Source organism: Paenibacillus sp. MBLB1832 (genome assembly GCF_032271945.1).
GTDB classification, from domain to species: domain Bacteria; phylum Bacillota; class Bacilli; order Paenibacillales; family NBRC-103111; genus Paenibacillus_E; species Paenibacillus_E roseopurpureus.
This window is the reverse complement of record NZ_CP130319.1, coordinates 3,463,394-3,489,225: the sequence shown is the minus strand read 5'-3', so window position 1 is coordinate 3,489,225 and position 25,832 is coordinate 3,463,394. Positions and strand designations below refer to the sequence as shown.

Genomic DNA, 25,832 nt, shown 5'->3' with positions numbered 1-25,832 from the left:
CCTTACCAAGGCTCATAACCGAACCCAACGGACGTATAGCCTTGATACAAATGTTGATGAAGCTCAAGGATGATTCCTTCCAATTTAGCCGATTTCATTAATGTGCCGCGTCTACTCGTATTATATAAATTGAGGTCGACAATCCCGTCCAGCATATGAAAATGCTCGCCATTCGCTAGCGCGATTGGTGGGCCTGTAACGCCGTAATACGCATGATAATGCCCATACTTGATACCTGAAATGCCCTGATATTGATGGACATGCCCATCATAGGAAGTGCCGTTCACACTGAACGTATACAGCCGTAATAAATGATGATGAGAGAGAGTTTCTGACGTAATCGTCGTAAAAAAATGCACATGAGCTGGTGGAACATTTGACACCACACGAAAGCCCCCTAAGCGTAGGATATTTCATCCTATTCATAGGGGGCTTTCGTCATGACGCAGGCATCAGGTAAAGATTCGACTGCCCGATTTTCATCTTTTTGTCATCGTAAACGCGAACCTCGACTCCATGCTGTTTGCCAGTCTCCAGCGTTGGTATTGTAGTTAAATCAACATATAACGTATCCTTGCCGTCGAAATTCGACTTCACTTCATTTCCGTCAATATACACATTACAGGAAGAGAAGAAAGGCGAGCCAGTAACCAGCATTTTATGATCGGCAATGGTGATATTTGAAATAACAGGATCTCCATAACCCAGTACATAGGAAGGTTGAACGATCGTATCCTTGTATCCCTTATCCTCATAACCATACCGCTTGCCAAACAAGTTATCATACTGCATGTTCTCATACCCAATCAAGTCACTTTCTTGAATGTTATACTTCGACCACATCTCTTGTGGCGGAATAACTGGAATTTTCTTCGATAATTCATACAGATAATCGGTGTAATAGCTGCCTTTAACACCAGCCATATGAAGCAGGATCGGTCCTAAGAAAGAAGGGCTGGAGGTTAAATTCAACTTTTCTTGATCTGCTGGCAAAAAGTTGTTCCAAATTAGAAAGGGTGTTAAATGCGTCTTCGTATATAAATCCGGATCATTCGGTAACACATACTTCGCATCGCGATATACTTTATAATCTTCCTCAAAAAACGGGAAATGGTCGCCGAAAAATAAAAGAATCGTAGGCTCCGACTCCTTAGAATAATAGTCAACGAGTGATTGGAGCGCCTGATCTGTTGCGGTAATGCCTTGCGCATAAGTCTCTAAAATGCTCTTGGACTCAGCCGTTATATCACCAGTAACCTGGATCGTATTCTTGCTGAACTTGTTAGGTCCATAGGGATGGTGATTCTCCATCGTATTGGCGAAAATAAAATCAGGACCAGAGCTCTTTTCCGTTGCCTCAATAATTTTATTAACAACCGCATGATCGGCATAATTGGGTCCCGAAAAGTCATTCGGAAAATATTCACTCGAGATGAACCTCGAAAAACCAAAATGCTTATACACCTTTCGACTATCAAAAAAGTAACTAAAGAACGGATTAATCGCTGTCGCGGTGTAGCCTTGTCTCGTTGTAATACTGGCCAAAGAATCAACGCCATGATTCATGTATTCGATATAAGGAATGATTTTATCTGGAGATTTTCCGAAAAACCGCATCGAATTCCCCGACAAAACTTCAAACTCTACATTAGCCGTGCTGCCGCCAAATTGGGGGGAAAGCATTTTACCGCTCGTGAATTTCTTCTGTAATTCATGCAAATGAGGGATAGGGTCACGACTAAACGTTACGTTTTTCATTTGCGTCGGATCAAAAAACGATTCTCCTAGCATAACAATAATATTCGGTTGTTTCTCACTGGTTGCAGTGCTCTCAGGAATCTGATTGATCAGCTCTGTAATCGTTTTTTTGCTATAGTCCTTAGGCTTGGCCACATCCAAAAAGTTTAGCATCTGAACTGACGAATAAAGGAACCCGTTGTCATCATAGGTAATCGTCTGGTCCCACGGAACCGTGTACATGCCATACAATTTAGTGAAAGAAATGGGCTTATCCCAATACAGACTCGTCGCCACCACAATCGCAATTACACCATAGACACTACGCTCAATCCAATGAAAACGTACGCTCCGTTTGCGCAAAAGTACATAAAAAAGACAAGATACGAGAATGAGGAACAGGAGAACGCTTATTATAATATTTTTCGATAAATAGCCATTCAAAAATTTTTTATACTCCATAAGCTGATTATGAAAATAAAGATCCCACGGGTAATACGGTGAACCAATTGCCTTTAATTTACTGCCGCTGATTGCTCCGAGTGGCAACAATACCGCACTTACGATCCAAAATGCGATTCGCGTCCCGCCAATTATTGCAATTAGCAACCAGTAAAGCGCGGCAACAACGAAAAAGGCCAAAAGCATCGCGTTCGGATGATCCGTGTACCACTGATGAAAATCTTTGTAGGAGCCTCTTTCTAAGTACTCAACCATACACATGAGCAAAAAAGGAAGCACCACAATCATGATACGTGTAGGTAAATGTTTCAATGCTTTAAGAAATGTCGTCATCCGATAAACTCCTATTATCAACTTTCAATTGCGAACCTGAAGCCACTCTCAAGCTAATAAAATGCTCCATCCAACATTATAACGCAAACTCACAACTTGTCACCAATACCCACAGAACTTGTGAAATACATCATACATATCTTCGATAAAACTGGAAGATCCACTTTGAAAAAGTTTGTATCCATTCATCAATATTCTAGGTTCTTAAAATGTTATCGGATTTGAGTGGCAGTTTGCCCAGTATTTGACCTGCTACTCATTTTCATGCAAGATAAAGTGGAGTACCAGTAAGTTGATCTTGTTTGAGGTTAGGGTGATTACTGATGAAAAGGGCGCTTCAAGTACCCATCCACTTTTATAGAAAGTTTATTTCTCCTCTGAAACCCCCGACATGCCGTTTTTACCCGACTTGTTCGCAATATGCGTTAGAGGCACTTGAGATACATGGCCCTTTAAAAGGTTCCTGGTTATCGGTCAAGCGGATCTGTAAATGTCACCCTTTTCATCCTGGTGGTGTAGATCATGTACCTGCCAAGATGGAAAATTAATTCTAATGAATTTGCCAACTTGACATGGGGTCGTTTTTTTCGATATATTGTGCTTAAAGATAGCTAAATATGGTTGATTTCGATGAACGGATAAGTACATTCGGAAGCCTATGAACAGAGAGCCGGACTAGGTGAAAGCCGGTATAGGAAGATGTCTGGAATATGGTCCTGGAGAATAGGTTTACAAGCTGCTTAGTTGATTTGTGATGCGTCTCGTTCGCACAAGATCATCTGAGAGTGAGTTGATCTCGTGTCCCAGCGTTAATGGGCAAGTCGTCATAGACTTACTGAGCCCCGAGCTTGTGAAAGGCGGGGGAACCTGGGTGGTACCGCGTGAGTTCAGCTCTCGTCCCAAGATGGATGAGGGTTTTTTGCGTTTTCTATAATTGATTAATGGAGGAACGATGATGTCTGACCAATCCAAGACGTTTTATATTACAACCCCAATTTATTACCCTAGCGATAAGCTGCATATCGGGCATGCTTACTCAACCGTTGCTGGGGATGCCATGGCTCGCTATAAGCGACTGCGTGGCTACGATGTACGATATTTAACGGGTACTGATGAACACGGACAAAAGATCGAACGCAAAGCGCAAGAGAAAGGAACGACTCCGCAGGCTTTTGTCGATAATATTGTCACTGATATTAAGGAACTGTGGGCCAAACTGGATATTTCGTATGATGACTTTATTCGTACAACAGAAGATCGTCATAAGATTGCGGTTTCTAAAATTTTTCAACGTTTATTGGATCAAGGTGATATTTATTTAGGGGAGTATGAAGGCTGGTACTGTATTCCAGATGAATCCTTCTTCCTTGAAAGTAAGCTTGTTGATGGGAAATGCCCTGACTGTGGACGCCCCGTTGAGAAAATGAAAGAGCAAACGTATTTTTTCCGGATGAGCAAGTACGCGGATCGATTGGTCCAGTACTACGAAGAGAACCCAGAGTTCATTCAGCCTGAGTCGCGTAAGAATGAGATGTTGAACAATTTCATCAAGCCGGGACTTGAGGATCTGGCTGTCTCCCGTACGACTTTTGACTGGGGAATTAAGGTGCCTGGGGATCCTAAACATGTTATTTATGTTTGGATCGATGCGTTATCGAATTATATTACTGCACTTGGCTATGCGTCTGATGATGAGTCGATCTTTAAGACCTACTGGCCAGCTGATGTCCACTTGATGAGTAAAGAAATTGTTCGTTTCCATACAATCTATTGGCCAATTATGTTGATGGCGCTTGATTTACCATTACCTAAAAAGGTGTTCGCTCATGGTTGGCTGCTGATGAAAGATGGCAAGATGTCAAAGTCAAAAGGAAATGTGGTCGATCCAGTAACGCTTATTGATCGTTATGGGTTGGATGCGCTCCGCTATTATTTGATGCGCGAAGTTCCTTTTGGGGCGGATGGTACATTTACGCCTGAAAGCTTTGTTGAGCGCGTAAATCATGATCTAGCGAACGATTTAGGTAACTTGTTAAATCGAACGATTGTCATGATTGACAAGTATTTTGCAGGCCGAATTCCAGCCTATGTGCCAGGGGCTACGGAATTTGATGAAAGTCTGTTGGAAACAGTACGTTCAACGGTTGAGAGATATGAAGAAGCGATGGAGAAAATGGAGTTCTCTATTGCGCTTTCCGCGGTATGGCAGCTTATTAGCCGTACGAATAAATACATCGACGAGACACAGCCTTGGTCGATGGTGAAAGATGAAGCGAAGCGCGATACGCTCGGCTCCGTCATGTATGTGCTGGCAGAATCTCAGCGCATCTCATCTGTGTTGCTTCGTCCTTTCTTGACGAAGACACCAGGTCTGATCTGGTCGCAGCTAGGTATTGCTGCTGAAGACTTGCCGCGTCTAACCGCGTGGGAAAGCGTGCAATCCTTCGGTCACCTGCAGGCAGGCACTGTTGTGCAAAAAGGTGAACCGATGTTCCCAAGACTCGATGTAGCGGCTGAGGTTGCCTATATCGTTGAAGCGATGGGCGGCGGCGCTGCTAACGCCGAAGAAACTACAGCCGCAGCAGCACCTGCTGCTGCGACGGAAAGTGCCGTGCCTACGCCGGAAACAAAAGAAGAAATCGGCATTGACGATTTCGCTAAAGTGGAGCTGCGTGTGGCACAAGTGCGATCGGCTGAGCCTGTGAAAGGCGCCGATAAGCTCTTGAAATTGCAGCTCGATCTAGGCTATGAGCAGCGTCAAGTTGTATCGGGCATCGCGAAGTTTTATACGCCCGATGAGCTTGTTGGACGCAAAGTGATTTGCGTCACCAACTTGAAGCCCGCCAAGCTGCGCGGCGAGCTGTCGCAAGGCATGATTCTCGCCGCTTCACATGGCGATCAGCTTACGCTCGCAACCGTTCCAGATGCTATGCCGAACGGCGCGATCGTTAAATAACCATGACCCCGTCCTGCTTGCAGGGACGGGGTCTGTTTTTGTTTCGGGTATTTTCCCCGACAAAGGGCAAACTAGAGGAAACTAACCACGGAGTGAATGACATGCGTATTCAACGTTTCATTAAAGCGATCACGATTTTGATCATGCTCATTCTGGTAACAGCTTGCTCGCTATTCGGCGGTGACTCGAAAAAGAAAGAAGAGAAGAAAGATACGAAGTCGCAAGAACAAAGTGCTGACAAAGCGAGCGTCATTGATCAAGAATTAAAAAAACAATATCAGATGTTCAATGAGGTTATTCAATATCAAAGGGAACAAAACGCTAAACTGATTAAAGAGTCGGAAGAGCGTTATAAGAAGTTAAAAGAAGAAAGTGACAAACCTGCGAAAGACGCAAAAGGTAAACAGAATAAAGAGGAATCCAAAAGTTCCGACAAAGACTCAAAAGGCTCAAACGCTTCTGACGGTTCTGAAGGATCTGATCAATCCGATGATTCGGGTGAAGAGGAGAAGGCGGGGGATTCCGGGGAGTAGGAAGCTAAACATGAGAAATGGCCGTGCTGTGAACGAGGCAGCAGGCTTTTTTGACTTTCATGGCAAGGTATATTGACTTCATTATAACGACCTCGTATAATCAAAAACGTTAATAAAAAAAATTACGATTTAGAGCAGGTGATTTCGTGTTAAGAAGACATGCTAAGCATTTAGCCTACATAGGATTAATGATAGTTATTGCTTTATGTATCTCAGGTTGTAGGAAAACGAAGGCAGGTTTAGTTGAAGGTAAAGTGAATGTTGTCACTAGCTTTTATCCGTTATATGATTTTACAAAAAAAATTGGCGGGGACTATGTCAATGTCATTAACCTTGTTCCAGCAGGCGTTGAGCCGCATGACTGGTCTCCCAAAAGCCGTGATATCAAAAATATGACGGGTGCCCAGGTTTTTGTCTATCAAGGTGCAGGTTTCGAGGGTTGGGTGAAAGATTTTCTGGGAAGTTTATCAAAACAATCAACTGTTGATGTGGTTGAGGCGAGTAAAGGTGTAAATTTCATCTATACTGACGAGAAAAAGGAAGAATTTGATCCACATGCATGGCTTAGCCCGTTAAATGCGCGACAAATGGCTAATAATATTAAAACAGCACTTGTAAAAGCAGACCCAGCTCACAAAGATGTCTATGAGCAAAACTATCAAAATTACGCGTCTCAACTAACAGAATTAGATGGGCGCTACACAACCGCGCTAGCGCAAACTTCCAAAAAGGAAATTGCCGTCTCTCATCATGCTTTTGCCTATTTGTGTAAAGATTACGGTTTGACACAAATGTCGATCATGGGTCTTTCTCCTGATGCAGAGCCTACGTCACAGGATTTGAAGAAAATTAATGCTTTTATTAAGGATCATCAATTGAAATATATTTTTTTTGAAGAACTGGTTTCCGATAAATTAGCCAAAACGTTAGCTAAGGATGCGAATGTGAACACACTTGTGCTGAATCCGTTGGAAGGCTTGACAGAAGCTCAGCTTGAGGCTGGCGAGGATTACATTTCGATTATGGATAAAAACTTAAAAAACTTAGTTATGTCTTTACAATAAACCTAGCGTTCAATTTTTGGTGAGTCAGGAGTTAGCAGATGGAGATGAACAATAGAAATTTATGTCATCAACGGATTGTGTCGATCGATCATGTTTCCTTTTCTTATGAGAACAAAACGGTCATTGATCAGCTGCAATTCGATGTGCTTGAGCGCGATTTTGTGGGTGTGATCGGTTCTAATGGAGCGGGAAAAACGACACTGCTCAAAATGCTTGTAGGGCTGCTCAAGCCTACGAAGGGTGAAATACGCCTTTTTGATCGTCCGTTGAGTCAGTTCAAGGATTGGGAACGCATTGGGTATGTGCCTCAGAAGAACTCTTTTAATCCACTGTTCCCAGCTACCGTTCGAGAAGTTGTTCTATCGGGGATGTACAATAAGAAACGCGTGTATCGCAGGCTCACCAAAGATGAGCTCAAAAAGGCAGAAGATGCCATGCTTGCCATGCGTATCGAAGATCTGGCAGATCGCCGTATCGGCCAACTGTCAGGCGGCCAGCAGCAGCGCGCGTTTCTAGCACGTGCGATCGTGAACAACCCAGAGCTGCTCATCCTGGATGAGCCGACGGTGGGGATTGACGTCGAAACGCAAATTGGTTTCTTCCGAATGATCAAGCACATGCATCTCCATCATCATATGACCTTTATTATGGTCTCTCATGATATGGATATGATTCAATCCTATTTGGGAACGGAGCCAAAGCAAGTAAAAGGCGGCATCAAGTTTTACGTAAAGCATACGCATGATCCAGAGGATTGCCGTGAAACGAATTTGACACACTCGTTAGATCAAATTCGTGAAATGATTGTTGTACAATAAGCTTACGAAAGTTAGTTTTCCATTGGGAAACTTTAAGGAGCGGACATGTTGGACATATTTTCAGAGTATTTTTTTCAACGAGCATTAATCGGCGGTATACTGATTGGGCTCACGGCGCCATTAATGGGCGTATTTTTAGTACTGAGAAGACTATCTATGATCGGCGACACGCTTGCGCACGTTTCCATCGCTGGTGTAGCACTTGGATTTTTAATCAACGTATATCCGTTAGGTGTTGGCTTAGTATTTGCACTATTGGCTTCGTTCGCCATTGAGCATTTGCGTAAAGCCTATAAAACCTATGCAGAGCTATCCATCGCCATCATCATGTCAGGCGGTGTTGCGCTTGCTACGTTGCTTTTTACGTTAGGCAAAGGCTTTAATATGAACGTGATGAGCTACTTGTTTGGCAGTATTTATACGCTGGATTCCACCGACTTGTGGGTGGTTCTGATCGTATGTTTACTCGTCGTAGGTGTGATTGTGATCCATTTCAAAGAGTTTTTCCTCATGTTTTTTGATGAAGATGCAGCGAGCGTAAGTGGACTTCCTTTGAAATTTTATAATATGATGATTATAATGCTTACGGCGTTGGTGATTTCGGTTGCGATTAAAATAGTAGGAGCCCTCCTGGTATCTTCGCTATTAACGATTCCAGTTGCTTGCAGCTTGCTGATCGCCCGAAGCTTTAAGCATTCGGTATTCTTGGCCATTTTATTCTCGGAAATTGCTGTTATCTTCGGTCTTGTCGTTGCAGGTATTTGGGATTTGGCCCCAGGAGGAACGGTCGTACTAAGCCTTATTGCCATTTTGATCGGTATTATTTTAAAAAGAGGACTGAGGGTATAACGTCATGGATTCTGTTAACTTATGGATCGCCCTCTGGGCGGGAATTGCTTCATTCATTTCGCCTTGCTGTTTGCCGCTGTATCCATCCTTTCTTTCCTACATCACAGGTATTTCGGTCAGCGAACTCAAATCGGGCAGAACCTCCTCGCAAGTGCGGCGACAAACGATGCTGCATACGATTAGCTTCATTCTAGGATTTTCGATTATTTTCTATGCGTTAGGATTGACAGCAGGTTTTCTAGGTAATTTTTTTATTGATTATCGGGATTTGCTTAGACAAATTGCGGCCTTATTAATATTTGTCATGGGACTTTTTTTACTCGGTATTTTTCAGCCGCAATGGCTCATGAAAGAGCGTAAATTGAATATTAAGTTTCGACCTGCAGGGTATATTGGCTCCGTGTTTGTCGGTATGGGTTTCGCTGCGGGCTGGTCACCGTGTGTTGGACCGATTCTATCCGCGATTCTAGCGCTAGCCGCTACTGAACCAGGCACTTGGATCCAATTAACGACGGCCTATTCGTTGGGTTTTGCAATTCCTTTTTTTGTGCTTTCCTTCTTTATCGGATCGACGAAATGGATCGTGCGTTATTCCAACTCGATCATGAAAATTGGCGGAGGTTTAATGGTCGTGATCGCGGTGCTCCTGTATACAGGTAAAATGACGCAAATTACCCTCTGGTTGAACACGATCACGCCGGATTTCTTAAAATTTTAAGTGAAATATTCGATCTTTGCTTGCGGGAATTTTTCAAAAATTTGTTCAGTAATAAACTCTCTCAGCGCTGTTGCTTGCTCATCTTTGTATACATATTTGCCTTTCCCGTATTTGCCCCATTTGTATTTCCGTTTCTCTTCATCCATTTCTAACTTGGTTTTGGGATACCGTTTTTCAATAATATTTTTGGCTGTTTTGGTGAAACGATGTTGAATCATCTCGAAGGTCAGGTCTTGCGTTGCCTTGGGTGGAAGTGTATGATGCAGCTTCTCTAGAAGCGTCCTGTAGCCTTCTTCCCAGCCATCATGCCATATAATCGGTGCGATAATGAAGCCAAGTGGATATCCCGCCTTGGCTACTTTACCTGCCGCTTCAATCCGTTCGTGGAACCTTGAAGTGCCAGGCTCAAAATTTTTGATCACATAATCAGCGTTTACACTGAAGCGAAATCGCGTATGTTTATTATGTTTGGCGTCCAACAGGGGTTCCACATGATGATATTTGGTGACAAAACGCAATCTGCCGTGCTCCTGCTGTCCCATGAACTCGATAATTTGTTTTAAAGAGCCTGAAATATGCTCCAGCCCAACTGGATCCGAGGTGCACGCGGCTTCAAAGCGTGTAATTTCTGGTTCACGCTCTTCGATGTATCGTTTAGCTGCATCCAGAATATCGTCGATGTTCACATAGACTCGGATATACGGCTTTGCACCCATCGTCGTTTGCAAATAACAATAATGACAATGCCCCATACAGCCCGTTGCGATCGGAATCGCGTACTCGGCGGACGGTTTGGAAGTTTCAAACTTTAACGTTTTCCGGAGCCCGACAACGAGTGTACGCTTCGCAATTCGATATTTATCCAGATCAGACTCACCAGGCAAATCACGAATTTGATTATGTGAGGTTGTCATATGAATCTCGAGGCCTTCTTGCTGGGCCCAAGCATAAATTTGTTTACCTTTTGGATATAGTAAAGCGTCTGGTTCGAAATAAACGAGCTCTGGAACGAAAATTGACGTGCTGGGTGCGGGTCTCGTTAGCAATTCAGTTGACATGAGTGCCTCCTCGTCCTTTTCTGAAATCCACTCTAGTAGGATATGAAGGTTAGTGTGCCAAAGAGATAGCTTAGCGAAACATGGGAGATTTGACCGCACCAATGTTGATGGATTATGATAGGAAAGCAGTATGGACTAGAAATACGCACAGCAGGGGAAATAAAGCAATGGCTACGCCAAGTATGGAAGATTATTTGGAGAGAATATACAAGCTTATCGATGAGAAAGGCTACGCTCGTGTTTCTGACATTGCTGAAGGGCTTGAAGTGCACCCCTCTTCCGTAACGAAAATGATTCAAAAGTTGGATAAAGACAACTACTTAATCTACGAAAAGTATCGCGGACTCATTCTGACGCCAAAAGGGAAAAAGATGGGCAAGCGTTTGATGGATCGGCACGAACTTCTTGAAGGCTTCTTAACGATGATTGGTGTCCACGAGGACAACATATATAAGGATGTCGAAGGCATCGAACACCATTTAAGCTGGGATTCGATCACATGTATTGAAACGCTTGTGGAGTACTTCCGCAGGGATCCTAGTCGTGCAGAGGAATTAATGAATGTACGTAAAGAATTAGAGGCTGAAAGCTAGGCAGAGACCGAAAAAGGGGCTCTGTCTTTTTTTTGGTCATACGAACGAACTCCCTCCGCATACATACGTAAGAAGTCCTAGTTATAGTTGTGAACGGAGGGATGCCGTTGTGAAGATTAATGGTGTATTTGAAGGCGGCGGGGTAAAAGGAATTGCCTTGGCGGGTGGCGTGAGCGCAGCGATGGAGCGAGGTTACACGTTCCATGAAGTTGCAGGTACAAGCTCTGGTGCGATTGTCGCCGCGTTTCTGGCAGCGGGGTACACGGGGGAAGAGATGAAAGAATTAATCATCCGAGCCCCGTTTAAGTCGTTTATGCAGCGTTCTCCGATCTTCAATACGAAGATCATCGGTCCCGCGGCGCGACTGCTTCTTAAGAAGGGTCTCTATTCCGGCGAAGCGCTCGAACATTGGGTGGCGAAGCAGCTTGCTGCCAAAGGTGTCCGCACCTTTGGCGATCTATTGCCCAATCAGCTGCGCATTATCGCCTCCGACATCACACAAGGCAAACTGCTCGTACTGCCGAATGATATCGCCCAGTACGGGATGGACCCTGCGAAGCTTTCGGTGGCCAAGGCCGTTCGAATGAGTACGAGTATTCCGTACTTTTTCGACCCCGTGCGCATTCGCCACAATATAAAAAGCTCCGAGAAGACGAAGCCTTTCTCAGAGCAATTTGTTTATATCGTGGATGGCGGCTTATTGAGCAATTTCCCACTCTGGGTGTTCGATAACGAAATGCCGCGGGATAAGCGCATTCCCGTCATAGGCTTCCAGCTCGTTGGTAAGAATGATTTGCAGATGCATGACATTCGAGGTCCGTTTACCATGCTGGAAGCGCTCTTCAGCACGATGTTAAGCGCACATGACGAGCGTTATATCGAGCAGAAGAATCGCTTCCGTACCGTCAAGATCCCAACGCTTGGCGTCGGCAATACACAATTCAACTTGTCGAAGGAGTTAAGTATGTCTTTATACGACTCCGGTTTTCGAGCGTCCAACGCGTATTTTAAGGGCTGGTCGGCAAGCAGCTATGAAGAGAATTATGAGAAGTACGTCATGCGTCCTCCTGTAAAATCGTAATTAGTGATATTTCGGATAATCATCAGAAGAATGATCTTTGTTTCCATTAATGACGCGAAATTTCGCGTTTTTTGTTTTCCCTCGTTCAGGTCCGCGACGAATCGTCGTCTTTTTCCAACGAGAAGGGGGCAATTTGTACAAGAGGAAGATCGCCCCAAGCACAATAATCGGGATAAATAAGGCTTTCAGACTCATGAGTAGACCAATTGCAATTAGAACACCAATGGCGATCTCAATCGGAGAAAACTTTCTTCTCATAGCCGTCCCTCCATAATTCGTTTTTCTGCTTCCAGCATGCGGTTGAAAGAGGCGATAGACACTTCGACTTGAGCATCCTCAGGCTCTTTGGTCGTTAGCAATTGCAACCACAATCCCGGATATCCCAAATAACGCAGCACAGGCACTTCTCGTAAGGAATTCGTGAATCGCAGAACTTCATAGGAAACACCAATAACGAGCGGCAACAAAATCAAACGCTGAACAATTCGTTCCACATAGCCATCATAGTGAAGGAATGAATAAATCACAACACCAATCAATACGGTAAATACGATAAAACTGCTCCCACACCGGTAATGAAGTGTATTGAATTTCTGCACATTGCTGACAGTGAGCTCAACGCCAGCCTCATAAGCACTGATGACCTTATGCTCAGCACCATGGTATTGGAATAGACGGCGAATCATGGGGGTTAGGGAGATGAAATATATATAGCCCACTAGCAAAATTATTTTGATAACACCTTCTATAAGATTATGAAGAATTTGATTGCTAAATACATTTTGAAATAAAAACTGCTCAATAATAGCAGGTACTAACGTGAATACAAATTTACCGAATAGGAAGGAGATCACACCTACGACTGCAACGCCAAGAACCATGGAAATACTCGAGAATAAGCCCGATTTCTCATCCCTTTTCGAAGCTGTATCCTCACCTTCTTGCTCGGCGAATGACTCTGCAGAGAAATTCAGATGCTGCGCACCTTTGGCGCTAGACTCAATAATACCAACAATGCCGCGTACGAAAGGAATTTTCTTAAGTGCTTGAACCCAAGGGATGACCTTTTTTGGTACCTCGAGAAAATCAAGGGAACCGTCTTTTTTGCGCACCGCGGTAACGTGCACATTTCGTCCTGCGAACATGACGCCCTCGATGACGGCTTGTCCGCCGTATATATTGTTTTGTTCTGCCACAAGATTCACCTTCTCATCTTTCTCGAATTCAGTTATTTACTTTCTTATTGTAACGGATTCAAGGTTTGAATGCTACCGATAGCGACAGAACATACTATGATTGCCAATGAAAAGACAAGCCGTATCAGTAAAGAAAGGAAGAGAACGCGAATGAGTGCGCATGCGAAGGAGAAAAAGAAAACCAATCGAGGGGTTTTTGTCCTATATATCGGTTTTTTTGCTGGCTTAATCTGGGGAGCTGTTAAAATTTTTGAAAATTATTTTAAATTTACCTCCATTGGAATCGGGTTTATGGCCGAGCCCTTTTTTAAACATGACTTTTTCAACACTTGGTTGGGATTATTTATCGGCTGGTTCATGTTCACCCTTTTTTCCATATTTGCAGCTTCCATCTATATGATGACCCTTTGGAGGCTGAGAAGTGCGATCTGGGGACTTTGTTATGGCGCGGTGTGGTGGGCGTTACTTTACTTCGTCATTGGGCCGATTACAGGCATGTTTTACTGGGTGCACGAACTTGAGCTTACGACAGTCATCAGCGATTTTTGTTTATTTCTCGTGTGGGGAATGTTCATCGGGTACTCCATTGCGATTGAGTATACAGATGTGCCGCGAAGACAGGCTATACCCAAGTCATGAAAGTTATGGTAAAATATCAAAGGTTAATTAGCAAGAAACGCTAGTTGCTAATGACGTTTTATGGGGAGGATGTCGAATTGAAAAGGGTTTTGGTTTTGAATGGACCGAATTTGAATATGCTCGGTGTACGTGAACCTGGTGTTTATGGAACAGTAACCTTGGCTACCATTATTGAAGGTTTGCAAGAGCTAGCTGGGGAACTGACGCTTCAATTGGAGTGCTTCCAATCGAACCACGAGGGTGCGATTATTGATAAAATTCACGAAGCCTATGGCACGAAAGACGGCATTCTCATCAACCCTGGCGCGTTTACGCATTATAGTTATGCGATTCGGGATGCACTGGCGACGGTTCAATTACCAACGGTCGAAGTTCATATTTCGAATATACATAAACGTGAGGAATTCCGTCATCATTCGGTGATTGCCCCCGTCGTTATCGGTCAAATCTGTGGATTTGGCGATCAGAGCTATGCGCTTGGATTGCGCGCTTTACTACCCCATTTGTAAAAAGGAATGGTGATTTGGATGCAGGAGAAACGTATTGAACGTCTTCGCAAGGTTATGCAAGAACAGAATGTACCCGCTATACTCATCACGAACGCATATAACCGTACATATGTATCTGGATTCACAGGTTCCTCGGGTTATGTACTTATGACGTTAGACCGTGCTTTTCTAATTACTGATTTCCGCTATATGACGCAAGCGCCGCAGCAAGCCAAGCTGTTTGAAGTGGTTGAACATAAAGCGAGAGCAATGGATACTGTCTTGGAGCTCTTGCAGAAACAGGGATTAACGAAGCTTGGCTTTGAACAATCGGACGTAACCTACGGTGACTTCTTAAGCTACCAATCCGCGCTGCCTGGCATTGAATTTGTGCCGACGGCACGTGTTGTTGAAGGCATTCGGATGGTGAAAGATGACGCAGAGCTCCAGATCATGCAAGAAGCTGCGGACTTAGCAGACCAAACCTTCTCGCACATCCTTAATTTCATTAAGCCAGGTGTCAAAGAAAAGGACATTGCCCTTGAAATTGAAATGTTTATTCGCAAAAATGGCGGTACGTCAACGTCTTTCGAGACGATCGTGGCGTCGGGTGAGCGCTCAGCATTACCACACGGGAAAGCAAGCGATCGCATTCTTCAATTAAATGAATTTGTCAAATTAGATTTTGGAGCGTATTATAAAGGTTATTGCTCCGACATCACAAGAACAGTTATGCTAGGTAAGCCAACAGACAAGCATAGAGAAATTTATGATATTGTCTTGGAAGCACAATTGCATTGCTTGGCGAACTTGGGGCCTGGCATGACAGGCAGAGACGGCGATGCCTTCGCGAGAGATGTGATCGTGAAGCGTGGTTATGGCGATTATTTCGGTCACGGTACCGGACACGGTCTAGGGATGGAAGTTCACGAATCTCCTCGCGTGTCGAAAACCGAAGATACAATTTTAACTCCTGGTATGGTTGTTACTGTTGAGCCTGGTATTTATCTCCCTGATTTTGGCGGAGTTCGAATTGAGGATGACGTAGTAATTACTGAGACCGGCATTAAAATACTTACACATTCTACCAAAGATTTTCTTATCATTGACTAGCGGAGGGATTTACAAGTGATATCAGTAAACGATTTTAAAACAGGTTTAACAATCGAAGTAGAGCATGACATTTTTACAGTTCTAGATTTTCAACACGTGAAGCCAGGTAAAGGTGCAGCATTCGTGCGCTCCAAGTTGAAAAACCTGCGTAACGGCAATACGGTTGAGCGTACATTCCGTGCGGGTGAGAACGTTGGCCGTGCTCACATTGAGAACCGTGAAATGCAATATCTTTACGCTGCTGGCGACGAGTACACGTTCATGGATACGGAGACGTTTGATCAAATCTCCCTTTCCCACGAGCAATTGAAATGGGAATTGAACTTCCTGAAAGAAAACATGAACATCAAGATCATGAGCTATCAAGGTGAAATCCTTGGGATTAACCTACCAAAAAGCGTTGACTTGAAAGTTGTTGAAACAGAGCCAGGTGTGAAGGGCAACACATCACAGGGCGCTTTGAAAAATGCGAAAGTGGAAACAGGTCTTAACGTGATGGTTCCGTTGTTTATCAACGAAGGCGATGTACTTTCCATCGATACAGATGACGGTAAATACCTGTCCCGCGCTAGCAACCAATAAGTCATTCAAAAGCCTTTCAGACTCACTGGAGTCCGAAAGGCTTTTTTGCATTTTCATACCACAGTTTGTCGATTATATGTTATAATATTGAATTGTTATGCACTAGTATGCGTTAGGAGTGGGTCAGCTTTGTCTCTTATAGTGATGAAATTTGGCGGTAGCTCTGTTGGTGATGCGGAGCGAATGAAGCGAGTTGCAAAAAGAATCGTAGAGCGTAAACAAGCTGGTCACAGCTGTGTGGTTGTCGTCTCTGCGATGGGTGATACAACGGATGAATTAATTGACTTGTCTAAGCAAATTTACGATGGAGCCCCTCCGGCTCGTGAAATGGATATGCTTTTAACAACAGGTGAACAAGTTTCCGTAGCTCTTTTATCAATGGCTATACATAGTCTAGGTGAACAAGCGGTTTCGTATACGGGCTGGCAGAGTGGCATTTTTACCGAGCCTGTCCATGGGAAAGCAAGAATTACCGATATTCAGCCGCACCGCGTGTTGAATGCGATTGAGCAAGGGAACGTTGTGATTGTTGCAGGTTTCCAAGGTATGACGGAAGCAGGGGAAATCACAACATTAGGGCGCGGCGGATCTGATACAACGGCTGTAGCGCTTGCGGCAGCGATCAAAGCGGATCTGTGCGAGATTTACACAGATGTTGACGGCATCTACTCCACGGATCCTCGTATCGTGAAAGTGGCTAGAAAGCTGTCGGAAATCTCATATGATGAAATGCTCGAGCTTGCAAATTTAGGGGCAGCCGTGCTTCATCCAAGGGCTGTTGAATACGCGAAAAATTACAATGTAACCCTCGTGGTTCGTTCAAGCTTTAATTACAATGAAGGCACCAACGTGAAGGAGGAAGCAGTCATGGAACAAGGAATCGTCGTTCGTGGTATCGCATATGACAAAAACGTAGCAAGAATTAGTATTCTGGGTGTTCCTGAGAAACCAGGTCAACTGGCAAAGGTATTTCTTGCGCTCGCAGAAGTACAAATCGATGTGGACATCATCGTTCAAAGCGGTGTAATCAACGGTTCGGCCGATTTCTCTTTCACAACAACGTTGGCTGATCGTGAGAAAGCCTTGGATGTTATTGAACAAATTCGCTCGGAAGTGGGCTACCGCGAAGTGACATCTGAAGTAAATTTGGTTAAAGTATCAATCGTTGGTGCGGGCATGGTTAGTTCCCCTGGCGTTGCTGCAACGATGTTCAAGGTGATTTCCGATCTAGGCATTACCATCTCATTAGTAAGTACATCGGAGATAAAAATGTCCTGTGTGATCGACAATGCACAATTGACGGATGTTATTCGTGCGCTCCATACAGCGTATGGCTTGGACACCTCCGTGCAAGCATTTGTTGGCGGTCCAGAAGATCGTCGCTAAGACGGCGAAACCTCCCCGTTCAGTGCAGTTTACCTGCGATGAAATAGGCAAGCTTTAATAAGAATGCGGTGATTCCCGCCGCCATCAAGGGACCTACGGGAATGCCGCGCATAAACAAAATGCCGAAAATCGAACCAATGACAAGACCCACAATTAATTGTGGGTCTACTTTTAGTAACTCCAAACCCTTGCCATTCATATAAGTGGCGATGGCTCCGCCTAAGAGCGCAACAATTCCTGGTGGAGTCGTAAACACGGATAGAATATCTTTCATCGAGATGCGGTCGCTCGCGAAAGGGATTAAGACGCCAATCGTAAGAAACAACAGACCCAGCTCCAAGCCTCTGCGCTCCATGGTCGGGAAGTATCGATCCAACCCGATTAATTTGATGGCAAGTAAAATACAAGCCGCAGTCGTAATAATTGGCGAGCGGCCGATCAATCCAATAATGATCAGAACAACTAACAGCAAATCCCCGTTCATGCACACAGCCCCTTGTCTATAATCATCGTCATACTAAATTATGACGGGGGCTTGTATTTAGAACGCATAGTGCAGAGTGTGTTACCACAGCTTACCGAAGATAAGGTATCATATGATCCTGTTCAAGAATGGGTACACAATCGAATAAATTGCACTGCGCGCAAAGTTCGACATCCGCAAGGAAGCCGGACTTTTTCATTTTTTTACCGTTGCTGGAAGCTAGGATGGTGTCAAGCAGTCGATCCTTAGATTCGTGATAGCAACTGCGCATCGCAAGGCCGAAATCATTCGTCTGCATGCTGGCTTCGCCAAGCTGACTTGCGATTTCATCCAGAAGGAGTCCGGCGCAGAGTCCGTCTTCTAAGGAGAAAACATCCTGTGTCCCCGCACAGACGATGACGGTATCACGCTTAAGCTCGATCGCGGCAGCTGCCGCGGCTCTGCCATTCAGTAAGGCGCCGGCAAGCACATGATCGGCTTTAATCGCTTTTTGAATACCGCGTGTGCCGTTCGTTGTCGTCAGGATAATCCGTCTGCCTTCCACAGCTTCTCTAGTGTATTCGATGGGTGAATTCCCCAAGTCAAATCCAGGAATTTTTTTGCAATAGCGTTCGCCGCCTAACAAATCACCCCTGCGAGCGCATTCTTTGGCTTTGATGACTGTTTCAACAGGGATGACTTCCCTGCAGCCATTCATTAAGGCGGTGATGATGGTGCTGGTAGCACGTAAAACATCAACGACGATGACGGTCTTATTAAGGTACTCGTCACTTCTTGCTTCGCCGATGTTGGCGATCACCTCGATATGCATGTGTTGTTAACCCTTTCTAATGGTCGAGATCAGCGTGTCAGAACGAAGTCCTCTCCGCAAAGCTTCTAAAGCAATAACTTCATCCGGCGAAATATTTCCCAAATGGATATCTGCACCGAGTGTACGAATAAGATGTACTTGTTGATGTTTGAGCGGTGCTTCCCACAGGAGCAATTCTCCTGAGATCGAAGCCAATACGCTTTGTAATTCTTCATCTTTACAGGCGCCGTTGTCATCGAAAATCCCTACACCCTTGCCAGATTCACGGGCTTCAATCGTAACAAGCGATGCGCCAAGCTCCGAATCGATCAAGACGGTTTCAATTAATTCGGCGAGTTCAATCGTGGAACCCCACCCTTTTTTACCATACTCCGTAATGACTGCTAATCCTTCATCTAACCCTCGTGCAATGAGCTCATTTCTAAGTCTGCGCTCCATATGAATGGTGCCGTCTGATATTTCTACTGCATTAAATCCAAGTTCAATGATCATGTCAAAAAAAGAATCCACCGCGTTCTGATGAACGGCCGCTTCCAGAAATGTGCCTCCTGGATAAATGAGTATGCCATTCTCTTTGGCCAAGTTTATTTTACTTCGCAGCACGGCTTGCGGGTAAAGGACGGAAGTGCCGAAGCCAAGCTTGATCATATCCACATGAGCTTGCGAAGTTTGGATGAGATCTTGGAAAGCGAGCAGTCCGAGCCCTTTATCCATGACCATTGTTTTCCCCAACGTTCTTGGTTTCATCTGTCTCCTGCCTGTAGGGTCGACTAGAACGGGGTTCCATTTCAATTGAGAAGTCATCTCCATCGGTAATTCTCCTCACTGTCCTTCGAAGGATCAATTATGTGTTCAGCATATGCATTAGCGCAAATGGAGGTGCCCAGCATGCCTAAAATGAGACGAGCTCGCATAAGGTAGGTTAAAAAGGGAGGAATCATGGATGAACAAAATCGTGCTGACCATGGCTTCGCTGAGAATCATGTCTGGAAGCATCGAATTGATTGCAGCCATTCTGATGCTGCGACTGGCAACGATCGAGAAAGCGCTTCTAGTAAACGCAACACTTGCTCTAGTAGGACCTCTAGTACTACTAACAACGACAACGATAGGTTTAGTAGGCATCGCGGAAAAACTATCATATGGCAAGCTGTTGTGGATCATTGTAGGGGTGTGTTGTCTGTTTATTGGGATTATTAAAAAGTAATCGGTCATATTTCTTTCTAGTAAGCATAGAAATAAATATAGAAGACTGGACAACTTGGAGGGCTGTCTCCCCATGCTAGCGAGTATTGCGCATTTGCTGCCACAGAACATTCGAATGCTGCTTAGTGAGCTTCCGGCTAACGTACAAGCGAATCTGGAAGAGATTAGAGTGAGAGAGTCCCGCCCTTTAGAAATAAGCTGGGAGGACCGCTACGCCTTCATTAGTGAACGCGGGCAAATGATGAATCAGGAATCGCAGGCGTACAAGCCAAATCGCCAAGATTGTCAGACACTGCTTGAGATGCTGACGAATCACTCGCTGTATACCTTTGAAGAAGAACTACGGAGAGGGTATATCACCGTGTCTGGCGGCCATCGAGTGGGACTGGCTGGTCGAACAATTCTGGACCAGGGGCATGTGAAACAAATTCGCGATGTGAGCTCCTTCAATATTCGGATCGCGCGCGAAATACGAGGTGTGGGTCAAGACATTTTGCCTTATCTGGTAGATCCGAGCAGAGGGAATATCCATCACACACTAATCATCTCGCCGCCTCAGCAAGGTAAGACAACACTGCTTCGCGATCTGGCCAGACTGATATCCCGGGGAGAGTGGGGCCATCGAAATGCCGACTTGTCTGGTAAAAAAGTTGGCATCGTCGACGAACGCTCCGAACTCGCAGCTAGTGTAAAAGGCGTTCCGAGGTTTGATTTGGGTCCGCGTACCGATGTTCTCGATGGATGCCCGAAGGCAGAAGGCATGATGATGATGATTCGCTCCATGTCGCCAGAGGTGCTCATTGTGGACGAGATTGGCCGATCCGAGGACGCAATTGCCATCCACGAGGCTGTTCACACGGGGATACGCGTGTTGGCTTCTGCGCATGGCGCGAGCTATGAGGATGTACGAAGAAGGCCAGTACTGAAGCAGTTGATGGAGGAAGGAGTATTCATGAAATATGTCATCCTCCAGCGAAGAAAAGGAGCACCAGCTTCCTATCGAATCTTGGACCATCAAGGCAAGGCAACCCAGTGACATGACGCATGCAAAGGAAGATGATGATGCTGAAATTTGTTGGCGGAGTGCTCATTTTCGGAGCAGCTACCCTGTATGGCTTCTTGCAAGCAGCACATTACGTTAGGCGACCTAAGCAAATACGCGGATTAATCAACGCATTAGGTCGGTTAGAGACCGAAATTGCGTATGCGCTGACGCCGCTCCCAGAAGCCTTCTCATCAGTTAGCAAGCAAGTGGGAGAACCGCTAGCCTCCTTGTTTCGCAACGTGTCTGAGCGATTACAGATAAGCAATGGAGCCTCCCTTCGAGAGCTGTGGCAGGATGTCGTGAAAGAAGTATGGGTTAGAACCTCCATGCGACAGCCAGAACAAGAGGTGATGCTCCAATTGGGTCCTAATCTGGGCTTATCGGATCAAAGCGATCAAATCAAGCATTTGCGGCTAGCCATTTCGCAGCTTCAATCCGAAGAAACCGACGCGAGAGACGATCAGCAGCGCTACGAGAAAATGTGGAAAAGCCTAGGCGTACTTATCGGTGCCCTAATCGTAATCTTAATGTTTTAACGGGGGAGCCCCGTGAATGACAAGTTCAATGTGGGCAGAGTGAGGTGCCAGGAATGAACGTAGATGTGAATGCCATCTTTCAAATTGCCGGTATCGGGATCATTATCGCTATGATTCATTCGGTGTTAAAGCAGATGGGAAAAGAAGATATGGCGCACTGGGTCACAGTAATCGGCTTTGTGGTCGTGCTTTTCATGGTCGTCAGCATGCTGGATAACTTGTTTAAAGAAATCAAAACCATCTTCCTATTCCAATGAGGTAGCAATGAGGTAGCCGGATGGAAATTATCCAAATCGTAGGATTAGGACTTATCGTTACGATTTTAACGCTCATCATCAAGGAACAGAAGCCGATGTTCGCCTTCCTGCTCGCTGCTTTTACAGGCATCATGATTTTCTTGTTCTTAATAGGCAAAATTTCATCCGTCATCGGCGTACTGGAGGATTTAGCCGTTAAGTCCAATGTGAATATCGTGTTTCTCAAAACGATACTTAAAATCATTGGCGTCGCGTATATCGCGGAATTCGGAGCCCAAATCGTCCGTGATGCCGGCCAAGAATCCATCGCTTCCAAAATCGAGCTCTCTGGCAAGGTGCTCATCATGGTGATGGCGATTCCGATCATAACAGTCATCATTGAGACGGTCGTGAAATTGCTCCCTACCTAGAAGATTCACCCAAGGAGTGACATGCATGATTCAACTCTATTCGCACCAGAAGCTGAACAACAGGTGGGTCTTGGTTTTCATTTTGACCATAGGATTATGGTTAGGGATGTCGGGTTCGCTTACCGCAGAATCGCCGACAGACGCCGTCATTAAAGAACAAGCTAACCGATTGCATACCGAGCCGGTCGAGCAATTTTGGGATGGGCTCATGAAGGAATATGGGGGCTATTTTCCTGAAAATAAGCCGCCGACTTTTATGGAACTTCTCTTGGGAACCAAGGGAATCAGCATGAAAAGCATTTTCAAAGGATTGCTCAGCTATGTGTTCCACGAAATCATTATTAACGGCAAACTGCTGGCATCCATTGTGGTGCTTACAGTGTTTAGCATGATTTTGGAAACACTGCAGAGCTCATTCGAACGAAATACCGTCAGCAAGCTCGGATACACGATTACCTACATGGTCTTGATCATTATTGCCGTCAACAGCTTCAGTGTAGCGATCGGGTATGCGAAGTCGGCCATTTCTTCCATGATTCAGTTCATGATCGCCATAATGCCGCTGATGCTCACTTTGTTAGCCTCCATGGGCAATGTGACGTCTGTTGCGATTCTTCATCCCTTGATTGTATTCATGATTCATTCGGTAGGTACAGCCATCTATGTCTTTGTCTTTCCGCTCTTGTTTCTCTCCGCTGTCCTGCATATCGTGAGCTCGCTGAGTGATAAATTCAAGGTGACCCAACTGGCTAATCTGTTGCGAACCGTGAGCCTAAGCCTGCTAGGAGTATTCGTGACAGTATTCCTTGGCGTCATTTCCATTCAAGGTACTGCGGGAGCTGTTAGAGACGGTGTGGCCATTCGGACCGCCAAGTATATTACGGGCAATTTCGTGCCCGTCGTTGGCCGACTGTTCTCGGATGCAACAGAAACTGTGATTGGTGCCTCCTTGCTCGTGAAAAATGCGATAGGACTTGTAGGCGTTGTGATTCTCGTCATGCTGTGTGCGTTTCCTGCCATCAAAATTTTAACCTTGGCATTCATTTATAACTTATCAGCAGCGCTTATGCAGCCATTAGGCGATAGCCCCATGATTTCTTGTCTCCAGACGATAGGTAAAAGTTTAATTTATGTGTTTGCGGCACTGGCGGCCGTAAGTCTTATGTTTTTTCTGGCATTGACGATCATGATTACGATCAGCAATGTATCCGTCATGATGAGATGAAAGGAGCTCCGCGATGGATTGGTTAGCTGGATGGCTGAAAACCGTCATTATGGTCATCATGCTTGCGACATTTGTAGATCTGCTGCTCCCGAGTAACACCATGCAACGCTATGTGAAGACGGTCTTAAGCCTCTTCATTCTGCTGACACTGCTGACGCCGGTCCTGCAACTGTTCAAGAAAGATTGGGATATCGACAAGCTGCTGAGTCAGGCAGAGAAGTCTCAGAACGAGCGAACGATGCTCGCCAGCGGTGGGGGAAATGCCACATCAATACCGACGTTGAGTGATATCAAGAACAGTGCACGCAAAATGCAAGATGCCGATGGGAAGAAAACGGTAGAACTCGTACAAAGACAGCTAGAAGGATTAATGAAAGAGGATCTTCAGAAACAAACGAAATGGCCAGTCCAAAAGGTTCAAGTGCAAGTACAACTGGACAATAACGGGAAGCCTGCCATCTCCAATGTGAAGGTGACCCTTGATGATATAGAAGCGAGAAAACAGTCTGCAACACAGGCCAAGAGCATCGCGGCGATGGAGCCCATTAAGCCTGTGGATCCAGTCAAAATTGGATCAATCCCGACTTCACACAAGCAACAGTCAATCGGGTCAAACGAGGCAACTGGGGATCAACCAGCCAAAATAAGTCAGCAAGAAGTAGATCAACTCAAACAAGGGTTGGCACGAAATTGGCTAGTCGATCCAGACCTCATCGAAATTGGAGTCGAGCAAAGTAAAGGACGGATGGCGAGGTGAATCGATGGGAACATTGCTGCAATGGATGGAGCACAAATTCGGAGGCGGGCCTGGTGGACCAAAACGTAAAAATACGTTGTTATGGCTCATTATGGTAGGGCTTTTAGGAGCTGCGCTGATGATTATTAACTCATTTATCACTGTCAAAGATCTGGATCCCATTGGCACAGGCAGAGCGTCCCCGCCCCCAACTAAGGAAGTGTTTGCAGGAAGCTCCTCCAAGGAAAACTCGAGTTTTCATGATTATGAGAAGACCTATGGTGATCAGCTGAAGGAAATCCTGCAAAAAATTGTCGGTGTCGGCGATGTGGAAGTTCTCGTTACCATTGAATCAACGGAAGAAATGACCGTGGACAAAAATTATAACGATAATCAGACTATGACGACGGAACGCGACAACGGTGGAGCAACACGTAATATTTCCCAGGTAACGCGAAGCGGTGAAGTTGTCTTGTATCAAGTTTCGGGCGATCAGAAACCGCTTGTGCTCAAATACATTAAGCCCAAAATTCGCGGTGTCATCGTCGTTGCGAAAGGCGCTGAGAACCTTACCGTGAAGAAAATGATTATGGAAGCTGTTGAACGAGGTATGGATGTGCAAGCGAGTAAAATTTCGATTCTGCCCCGCAAAACCGGGGAATAAATGAGGAAATCATTCAACCATTCTAAGGAGGAATTAACAATGAACGCAAAAAGACAAACAATTTGGCTAGTTTCGATGCTTAGCTTGATGGTGGTACTGTCCGCTTACTATCTCTTTACGGAAGATGTTAATAAACTGGATTTGGCATCAACGGATGGGATCAGTCAGTCGCAAGAAGTCAAAATTGATATGAGCCAAGTTGATCCGAAAACAGGTGCAACAACGGATGTGAAAGCAACAACAGGCACAGGCGCAAAAACCGACACAAAATCAACAACGCCGCAAACTTCAACAAAAACAGATGCTAAAGCGACAACTACTCAAGATGCATCCAAAACAACGACAAAAACGCCTGCGAAATCTGACGATCAAGTCTTGAAACAAGTCGAAGAACAATCCAAAACAACGTCGGCAAGCGACTACTTCATCAATGAGCAAATGAAGCAAAATGACTACTTCAGTAAAGCTTCTACCGATTTAATGACGACCATTTTGGATACGAAAAAATCACCAGAAGCGATCGCCAAAGCAACGAATGACCTGACAGCGCTTGAAGATCTCCAACAAAAAATCGAAAATCTCCAAGATTTGTTGATCCAAGATTTCCCGCAAGCGATTATTAATCAAGAAGGAACCAAATGGAAAGTGACTGTACAAAGTGAGAAATTGGAGAAAAGTCAAGGGGTATCCATCATCGATATGGTTGTGAAAGAGCTTGGAGCTGCGCCTGAAAATATCAAGATCCAATACGTACGTCCGTAATCGAACTGTGGAAAAATAGCCACACATAATCGTACTGGAAAGGGTCCGGCTAAACTGGACTCTTTCCATTTCTTGCGTTTATGGGTATAA

Annotated in this window: 31 protein-coding genes; 23 read left to right on the top strand and 8 right to left on the bottom strand. The window is 45.0% G+C overall.

The genetic code is table 11. The features are described from left to right. Positions 1-2: 2 nt before the first annotated feature. Positions 3-383, bottom strand: coding sequence for a YmaF family protein (locus tag MJB10_RS15805; RefSeq protein ID WP_314796144.1), 381 nt, complete (start codon positions 381-383; stop codon positions 3-5). Between the two features lie 55 nt (positions 384-438). Then, complete coding sequence (locus MJB10_RS15800; protein WP_314796142.1) at positions 439-2,532, bottom strand: LTA synthase family protein; 2,094 nt, start codon at positions 2,530-2,532, stop codon at positions 439-441. A 323-nt stretch (positions 2,533-2,855) separates the two neighbouring features. Between MJB10_RS15800 and yidD the strand changes: the two genes are divergently transcribed. The 7 genes from yidD to MJB10_RS15765 all read left to right on the top strand — a co-directional run bounded on the left by yidD (position 2,856) and on the right by MJB10_RS15765 (position 9,470). Next, positions 2,856-3,080 carry a membrane protein insertion efficiency factor YidD gene (yidD, locus tag MJB10_RS15795; protein ID WP_314796140.1) on the top strand — a complete coding sequence of 75 codons (225 nt, stop codon included), beginning with the start codon at positions 2,856-2,858 and terminating at the stop codon, positions 3,078-3,080. 407 nt (positions 3,081-3,487) lie between these two features. Continuing rightward, the gene (metG, locus tag MJB10_RS15790; protein ID WP_314796138.1) at positions 3,488-5,488 is read left to right on the top strand and encodes a methionine--tRNA ligase; all 2,001 of its coding nucleotides are present in this window, start codon (positions 3,488-3,490) and stop codon (positions 5,486-5,488) included. Positions 5,489-5,589: 101 nt separating this feature from the next. Beyond that, positions 5,590-6,021 (top strand): hypothetical protein, encoded by a 432-nt coding sequence (locus MJB10_RS15785; protein WP_314796136.1) that lies wholly within the window; start codon positions 5,590-5,592, stop codon positions 6,019-6,021. Between the two features lie 146 nt (positions 6,022-6,167). Further along, a complete protein-coding gene (locus tag MJB10_RS15780) occupies positions 6,168-7,085 on the top strand; it encodes a metal ABC transporter substrate-binding protein (RefSeq protein WP_314796134.1) in 918 nt (305 codons plus the stop codon). 38 nt (positions 7,086-7,123) lie between these two features. Continuing rightward, positions 7,124-7,903, top strand: coding sequence for a metal ABC transporter ATP-binding protein (locus MJB10_RS15775; protein WP_397386536.1), 780 nt, complete (start codon positions 7,124-7,126; stop codon positions 7,901-7,903). 48 nt (positions 7,904-7,951) lie between these two features. Beyond that, complete coding sequence (locus tag MJB10_RS15770) at positions 7,952-8,752, top strand: metal ABC transporter permease (RefSeq protein ID WP_314796132.1); 801 nt, start codon at positions 7,952-7,954, stop codon at positions 8,750-8,752. Between the two features lie 4 nt (positions 8,753-8,756). Beyond that, positions 8,757-9,470: a cytochrome c biogenesis CcdA family protein gene (locus MJB10_RS15765; RefSeq protein WP_314796130.1), complete on the top strand. Its 714-nt coding sequence runs from the start codon at positions 8,757-8,759 to the stop codon at positions 9,468-9,470. On the opposite strand, the gene splB is transcribed toward MJB10_RS15765, so the two are convergent. Next, positions 9,467-10,528, bottom strand: coding sequence for a spore photoproduct lyase (gene splB, locus MJB10_RS15760; protein ID WP_314796128.1), 1,062 nt, complete (start codon positions 10,526-10,528; stop codon positions 9,467-9,469). The genes MJB10_RS15765 and splB overlap by 4 nt on opposite strands. Before the next feature lie 167 nt (positions 10,529-10,695). Between splB and mntR the strand changes: the two genes are divergently transcribed. Beyond that, the gene (gene mntR / locus MJB10_RS15755) at positions 10,696-11,121 is read left to right on the top strand and encodes a transcriptional regulator MntR (RefSeq protein WP_314796126.1); all 426 of its coding nucleotides are present in this window, start codon (positions 10,696-10,698) and stop codon (positions 11,119-11,121) included. 109 nt (positions 11,122-11,230) lie between these two features. Beyond that, positions 11,231-12,202: a patatin-like phospholipase family protein gene (locus MJB10_RS15750; RefSeq protein ID WP_314796125.1), complete on the top strand. Its 972-nt coding sequence runs from the start codon at positions 11,231-11,233 to the stop codon at positions 12,200-12,202. Here MJB10_RS15750 and MJB10_RS15745 read toward each other — a convergent pair whose 3' ends face one another. Both MJB10_RS15745 and MJB10_RS15740 read right to left on the bottom strand, forming a co-directional pair. Further along, positions 12,203-12,460 (bottom strand): DoxX family protein, encoded by a 258-nt coding sequence (locus MJB10_RS15745; RefSeq protein WP_314796124.1) that lies wholly within the window; start codon positions 12,458-12,460, stop codon positions 12,203-12,205. Beyond that, positions 12,457-13,347 (bottom strand): DUF1385 domain-containing protein, encoded by an 891-nt coding sequence (locus tag MJB10_RS15740; RefSeq protein ID WP_314805671.1) that lies wholly within the window; start codon positions 13,345-13,347, stop codon positions 12,457-12,459. The genes MJB10_RS15745 and MJB10_RS15740 overlap by 4 nt, the downstream gene beginning before the upstream one ends. Before the next feature lie 201 nt (positions 13,348-13,548). Here MJB10_RS15740 and MJB10_RS15735 point away from each other — a divergent pair, with 201 nt between their 5' ends. The 5 genes from MJB10_RS15735 to MJB10_RS15715 all read left to right on the top strand — a co-directional run bounded on the left by MJB10_RS15735 (position 13,549) and on the right by MJB10_RS15715 (position 17,606). Next, positions 13,549-14,037: a YqhR family membrane protein gene (locus tag MJB10_RS15735; protein ID WP_314796122.1), complete on the top strand. Its 489-nt coding sequence runs from the start codon at positions 13,549-13,551 to the stop codon at positions 14,035-14,037. A gap of 77 nt (positions 14,038-14,114) precedes the next feature. Beyond that, positions 14,115-14,546, top strand: coding sequence for a type II 3-dehydroquinate dehydratase (gene aroQ, locus MJB10_RS15730; RefSeq protein WP_314796120.1), 432 nt, complete (start codon positions 14,115-14,117; stop codon positions 14,544-14,546). A gap of 18 nt (positions 14,547-14,564) precedes the next feature. After that, positions 14,565-15,638 (top strand): M24 family metallopeptidase, encoded by a 1,074-nt coding sequence (locus MJB10_RS15725; RefSeq protein WP_314796118.1) that lies wholly within the window; start codon positions 14,565-14,567, stop codon positions 15,636-15,638. A 15-nt stretch (positions 15,639-15,653) separates the two neighbouring features. Next, positions 15,654-16,220, top strand: a complete 567-nt coding sequence (efp, locus tag MJB10_RS15720) for an elongation factor P (protein ID WP_314796116.1) — start codon at positions 15,654-15,656, stop codon at positions 16,218-16,220. A gap of 129 nt (positions 16,221-16,349) precedes the next feature. Then, positions 16,350-17,606 carry an aspartate kinase gene (locus MJB10_RS15715; RefSeq protein ID WP_314796114.1) on the top strand — a complete coding sequence of 419 codons (1,257 nt, stop codon included), beginning with the start codon at positions 16,350-16,352 and terminating at the stop codon, positions 17,604-17,606. Positions 17,607-17,625: 19 nt separating this feature from the next. Here MJB10_RS15715 and MJB10_RS15710 read toward each other — a convergent pair whose 3' ends face one another. The 3 genes from MJB10_RS15710 to MJB10_RS15700 form a co-directional block, all read right to left on the bottom strand. Beyond that, positions 17,626-18,090 (bottom strand): DUF441 domain-containing protein, encoded by a 465-nt coding sequence (locus MJB10_RS15710; RefSeq protein ID WP_314796112.1) that lies wholly within the window; start codon positions 18,088-18,090, stop codon positions 17,626-17,628. 91 nt (positions 18,091-18,181) lie between these two features. After that, the gene (locus tag MJB10_RS15705) at positions 18,182-18,901 is read right to left on the bottom strand and encodes a 2-phosphosulfolactate phosphatase (protein ID WP_314796110.1); all 720 of its coding nucleotides are present in this window, start codon (positions 18,899-18,901) and stop codon (positions 18,182-18,184) included. Positions 18,902-18,907: 6 nt separating this feature from the next. Continuing rightward, entirely contained in the window at positions 18,908-19,711 is an 804-nt protein-coding gene (locus tag MJB10_RS15700; protein WP_314796108.1) for a phosphosulfolactate synthase, read from the bottom strand. 133 nt (positions 19,712-19,844) lie between these two features. Here MJB10_RS15700 and MJB10_RS15695 point away from each other — a divergent pair, with 133 nt between their 5' ends. The 9 genes from MJB10_RS15695 to MJB10_RS15655 all read left to right on the top strand — a co-directional run bounded on the left by MJB10_RS15695 (position 19,845) and on the right by MJB10_RS15655 (position 25,742). After that, positions 19,845-20,108, top strand: a complete 264-nt coding sequence (locus MJB10_RS15695; RefSeq protein ID WP_314796106.1) for a YqhV family protein — start codon at positions 19,845-19,847, stop codon at positions 20,106-20,108. 72 nt (positions 20,109-20,180) lie between these two features. Further along, positions 20,181-21,143: a stage III sporulation protein AA gene (gene spoIIIAA / locus MJB10_RS15690; protein ID WP_314796104.1), complete on the top strand. Its 963-nt coding sequence runs from the start codon at positions 20,181-20,183 to the stop codon at positions 21,141-21,143. A gap of 26 nt (positions 21,144-21,169) precedes the next feature. Further along, positions 21,170-21,688 (top strand): stage III sporulation protein SpoIIIAB, encoded by a 519-nt coding sequence (spoIIIAB, locus tag MJB10_RS15685; RefSeq protein WP_314796102.1) that lies wholly within the window; start codon positions 21,170-21,172, stop codon positions 21,686-21,688. 53 nt (positions 21,689-21,741) lie between these two features. Beyond that, positions 21,742-21,945, top strand: coding sequence for a stage III sporulation protein AC (gene spoIIIAC / locus MJB10_RS15680; protein ID WP_056614718.1), 204 nt, complete (start codon positions 21,742-21,744; stop codon positions 21,943-21,945). A 20-nt stretch (positions 21,946-21,965) separates the two neighbouring features. After that, positions 21,966-22,355, top strand: a complete 390-nt coding sequence (gene spoIIIAD / locus MJB10_RS15675) for a stage III sporulation protein AD (RefSeq protein WP_314796098.1) — start codon at positions 21,966-21,968, stop codon at positions 22,353-22,355. Positions 22,356-22,380: 25 nt separating this feature from the next. Then, complete coding sequence (gene spoIIIAE, locus MJB10_RS15670; protein ID WP_314796096.1) at positions 22,381-23,580, top strand: stage III sporulation protein AE; 1,200 nt, start codon at positions 22,381-22,383, stop codon at positions 23,578-23,580. Positions 23,581-23,593: 13 nt separating this feature from the next. After that, positions 23,594-24,337, top strand: a complete 744-nt coding sequence (gene spoIIIAF, locus MJB10_RS15665; RefSeq protein ID WP_314796094.1) for a stage III sporulation protein AF — start codon at positions 23,594-23,596, stop codon at positions 24,335-24,337. 4 nt (positions 24,338-24,341) lie between these two features. Continuing rightward, positions 24,342-24,980 (top strand): stage III sporulation protein AG, encoded by a 639-nt coding sequence (gene spoIIIAG / locus MJB10_RS15660; RefSeq protein WP_314796093.1) that lies wholly within the window; start codon positions 24,342-24,344, stop codon positions 24,978-24,980. Between the two features lie 39 nt (positions 24,981-25,019). After that, positions 25,020-25,742, top strand: a complete 723-nt coding sequence (locus tag MJB10_RS15655) for a SpoIIIAH-like family protein (protein ID WP_314796092.1) — start codon at positions 25,020-25,022, stop codon at positions 25,740-25,742. The last annotated feature ends 90 nt before the right edge of the window (positions 25,743-25,832 follow it).

Excerpts from the sequence above, each read along its gene's own strand:
- spoIIIAG (WP_314796093.1), top strand. The coding sequence starts at position 24,342 with ATGGGAACATTGCTGCAATGGATGGAGCACAAATTCGGAGGCGGGCCT.
- MJB10_RS15745 (WP_314796124.1), bottom strand. The coding sequence starts at position 12,460 with ATGAGAAGAAAGTTTTCTCCGATTGAGATCGCCATTGGTGTTCTAATT.
- MJB10_RS15800 (WP_314796142.1), bottom strand. The coding sequence starts at position 2,532 with ATGACGACATTTCTTAAAGCATTGAAACATTTACCTACACGTATCATG.
- MJB10_RS15775 (WP_397386536.1), top strand. The coding sequence starts at position 7,124 with ATGGAGATGAACAATAGAAATTTATGTCATCAACGGATTGTGTCGATC.
- MJB10_RS15785 (WP_314796136.1), top strand. The coding sequence starts at position 5,590 with ATGCGTATTCAACGTTTCATTAAAGCGATCACGATTTTGATCATGCTC.
- MJB10_RS15735 (WP_314796122.1), top strand. The coding sequence starts at position 13,549 with ATGAGTGCGCATGCGAAGGAGAAAAAGAAAACCAATCGAGGGGTTTTT.
- spoIIIAD (WP_314796098.1), top strand. The coding sequence starts at position 21,966 with ATGGAAATTATCCAAATCGTAGGATTAGGACTTATCGTTACGATTTTA.
- spoIIIAC (WP_056614718.1), top strand. The coding sequence starts at position 21,742 with ATGAACGTAGATGTGAATGCCATCTTTCAAATTGCCGGTATCGGGATC.
- MJB10_RS15710 (WP_314796112.1), bottom strand. The coding sequence starts at position 18,090 with ATGAACGGGGATTTGCTGTTAGTTGTTCTGATCATTATTGGATTGATC.
- spoIIIAB (WP_314796102.1), top strand. The coding sequence starts at position 21,170 with ATGCTGAAATTTGTTGGCGGAGTGCTCATTTTCGGAGCAGCTACCCTG.
- yidD (WP_314796140.1), top strand. The coding sequence starts at position 2,856 with ATGAAAAGGGCGCTTCAAGTACCCATCCACTTTTATAGAAAGTTTATT.
- MJB10_RS15705 (WP_314796110.1), bottom strand. The coding sequence starts at position 18,901 with ATGCATATCGAGGTGATCGCCAACATCGGCGAAGCAAGAAGTGACGAG.
- metG (WP_314796138.1), top strand. The coding sequence starts at position 3,488 with ATGTCTGACCAATCCAAGACGTTTTATATTACAACCCCAATTTATTAC.
- spoIIIAF (WP_314796094.1), top strand. The coding sequence starts at position 23,594 with ATGGATTGGTTAGCTGGATGGCTGAAAACCGTCATTATGGTCATCATG.
- spoIIIAA (WP_314796104.1), top strand. The coding sequence starts at position 20,181 with ATGCTAGCGAGTATTGCGCATTTGCTGCCACAGAACATTCGAATGCTG.
- MJB10_RS15655 (WP_314796092.1), top strand. The coding sequence starts at position 25,020 with ATGAACGCAAAAAGACAAACAATTTGGCTAGTTTCGATGCTTAGCTTG.
- MJB10_RS15740 (WP_314805671.1), bottom strand. The coding sequence starts at position 13,347 with ATGTTCGCAGGACGAAATGTGCACGTTACCGCGGTGCGCAAAAAAGAC.
- MJB10_RS15695 (WP_314796106.1), top strand. The coding sequence starts at position 19,845 with ATGAACAAAATCGTGCTGACCATGGCTTCGCTGAGAATCATGTCTGGA.
- splB (WP_314796128.1), bottom strand. The coding sequence starts at position 10,528 with ATGTCAACTGAATTGCTAACGAGACCCGCACCCAGCACGTCAATTTTC.
- mntR (WP_314796126.1), top strand. The coding sequence starts at position 10,696 with ATGGCTACGCCAAGTATGGAAGATTATTTGGAGAGAATATACAAGCTT.
- MJB10_RS15700 (WP_314796108.1), bottom strand. The coding sequence starts at position 19,711 with ATGGAGATGACTTCTCAATTGAAATGGAACCCCGTTCTAGTCGACCCT.
- spoIIIAE (WP_314796096.1), top strand. The coding sequence starts at position 22,381 with ATGATTCAACTCTATTCGCACCAGAAGCTGAACAACAGGTGGGTCTTG.
- MJB10_RS15765 (WP_314796130.1), top strand. The coding sequence starts at position 8,757 with ATGGATTCTGTTAACTTATGGATCGCCCTCTGGGCGGGAATTGCTTCA.
- MJB10_RS15725 (WP_314796118.1), top strand. The coding sequence starts at position 14,565 with ATGCAGGAGAAACGTATTGAACGTCTTCGCAAGGTTATGCAAGAACAG.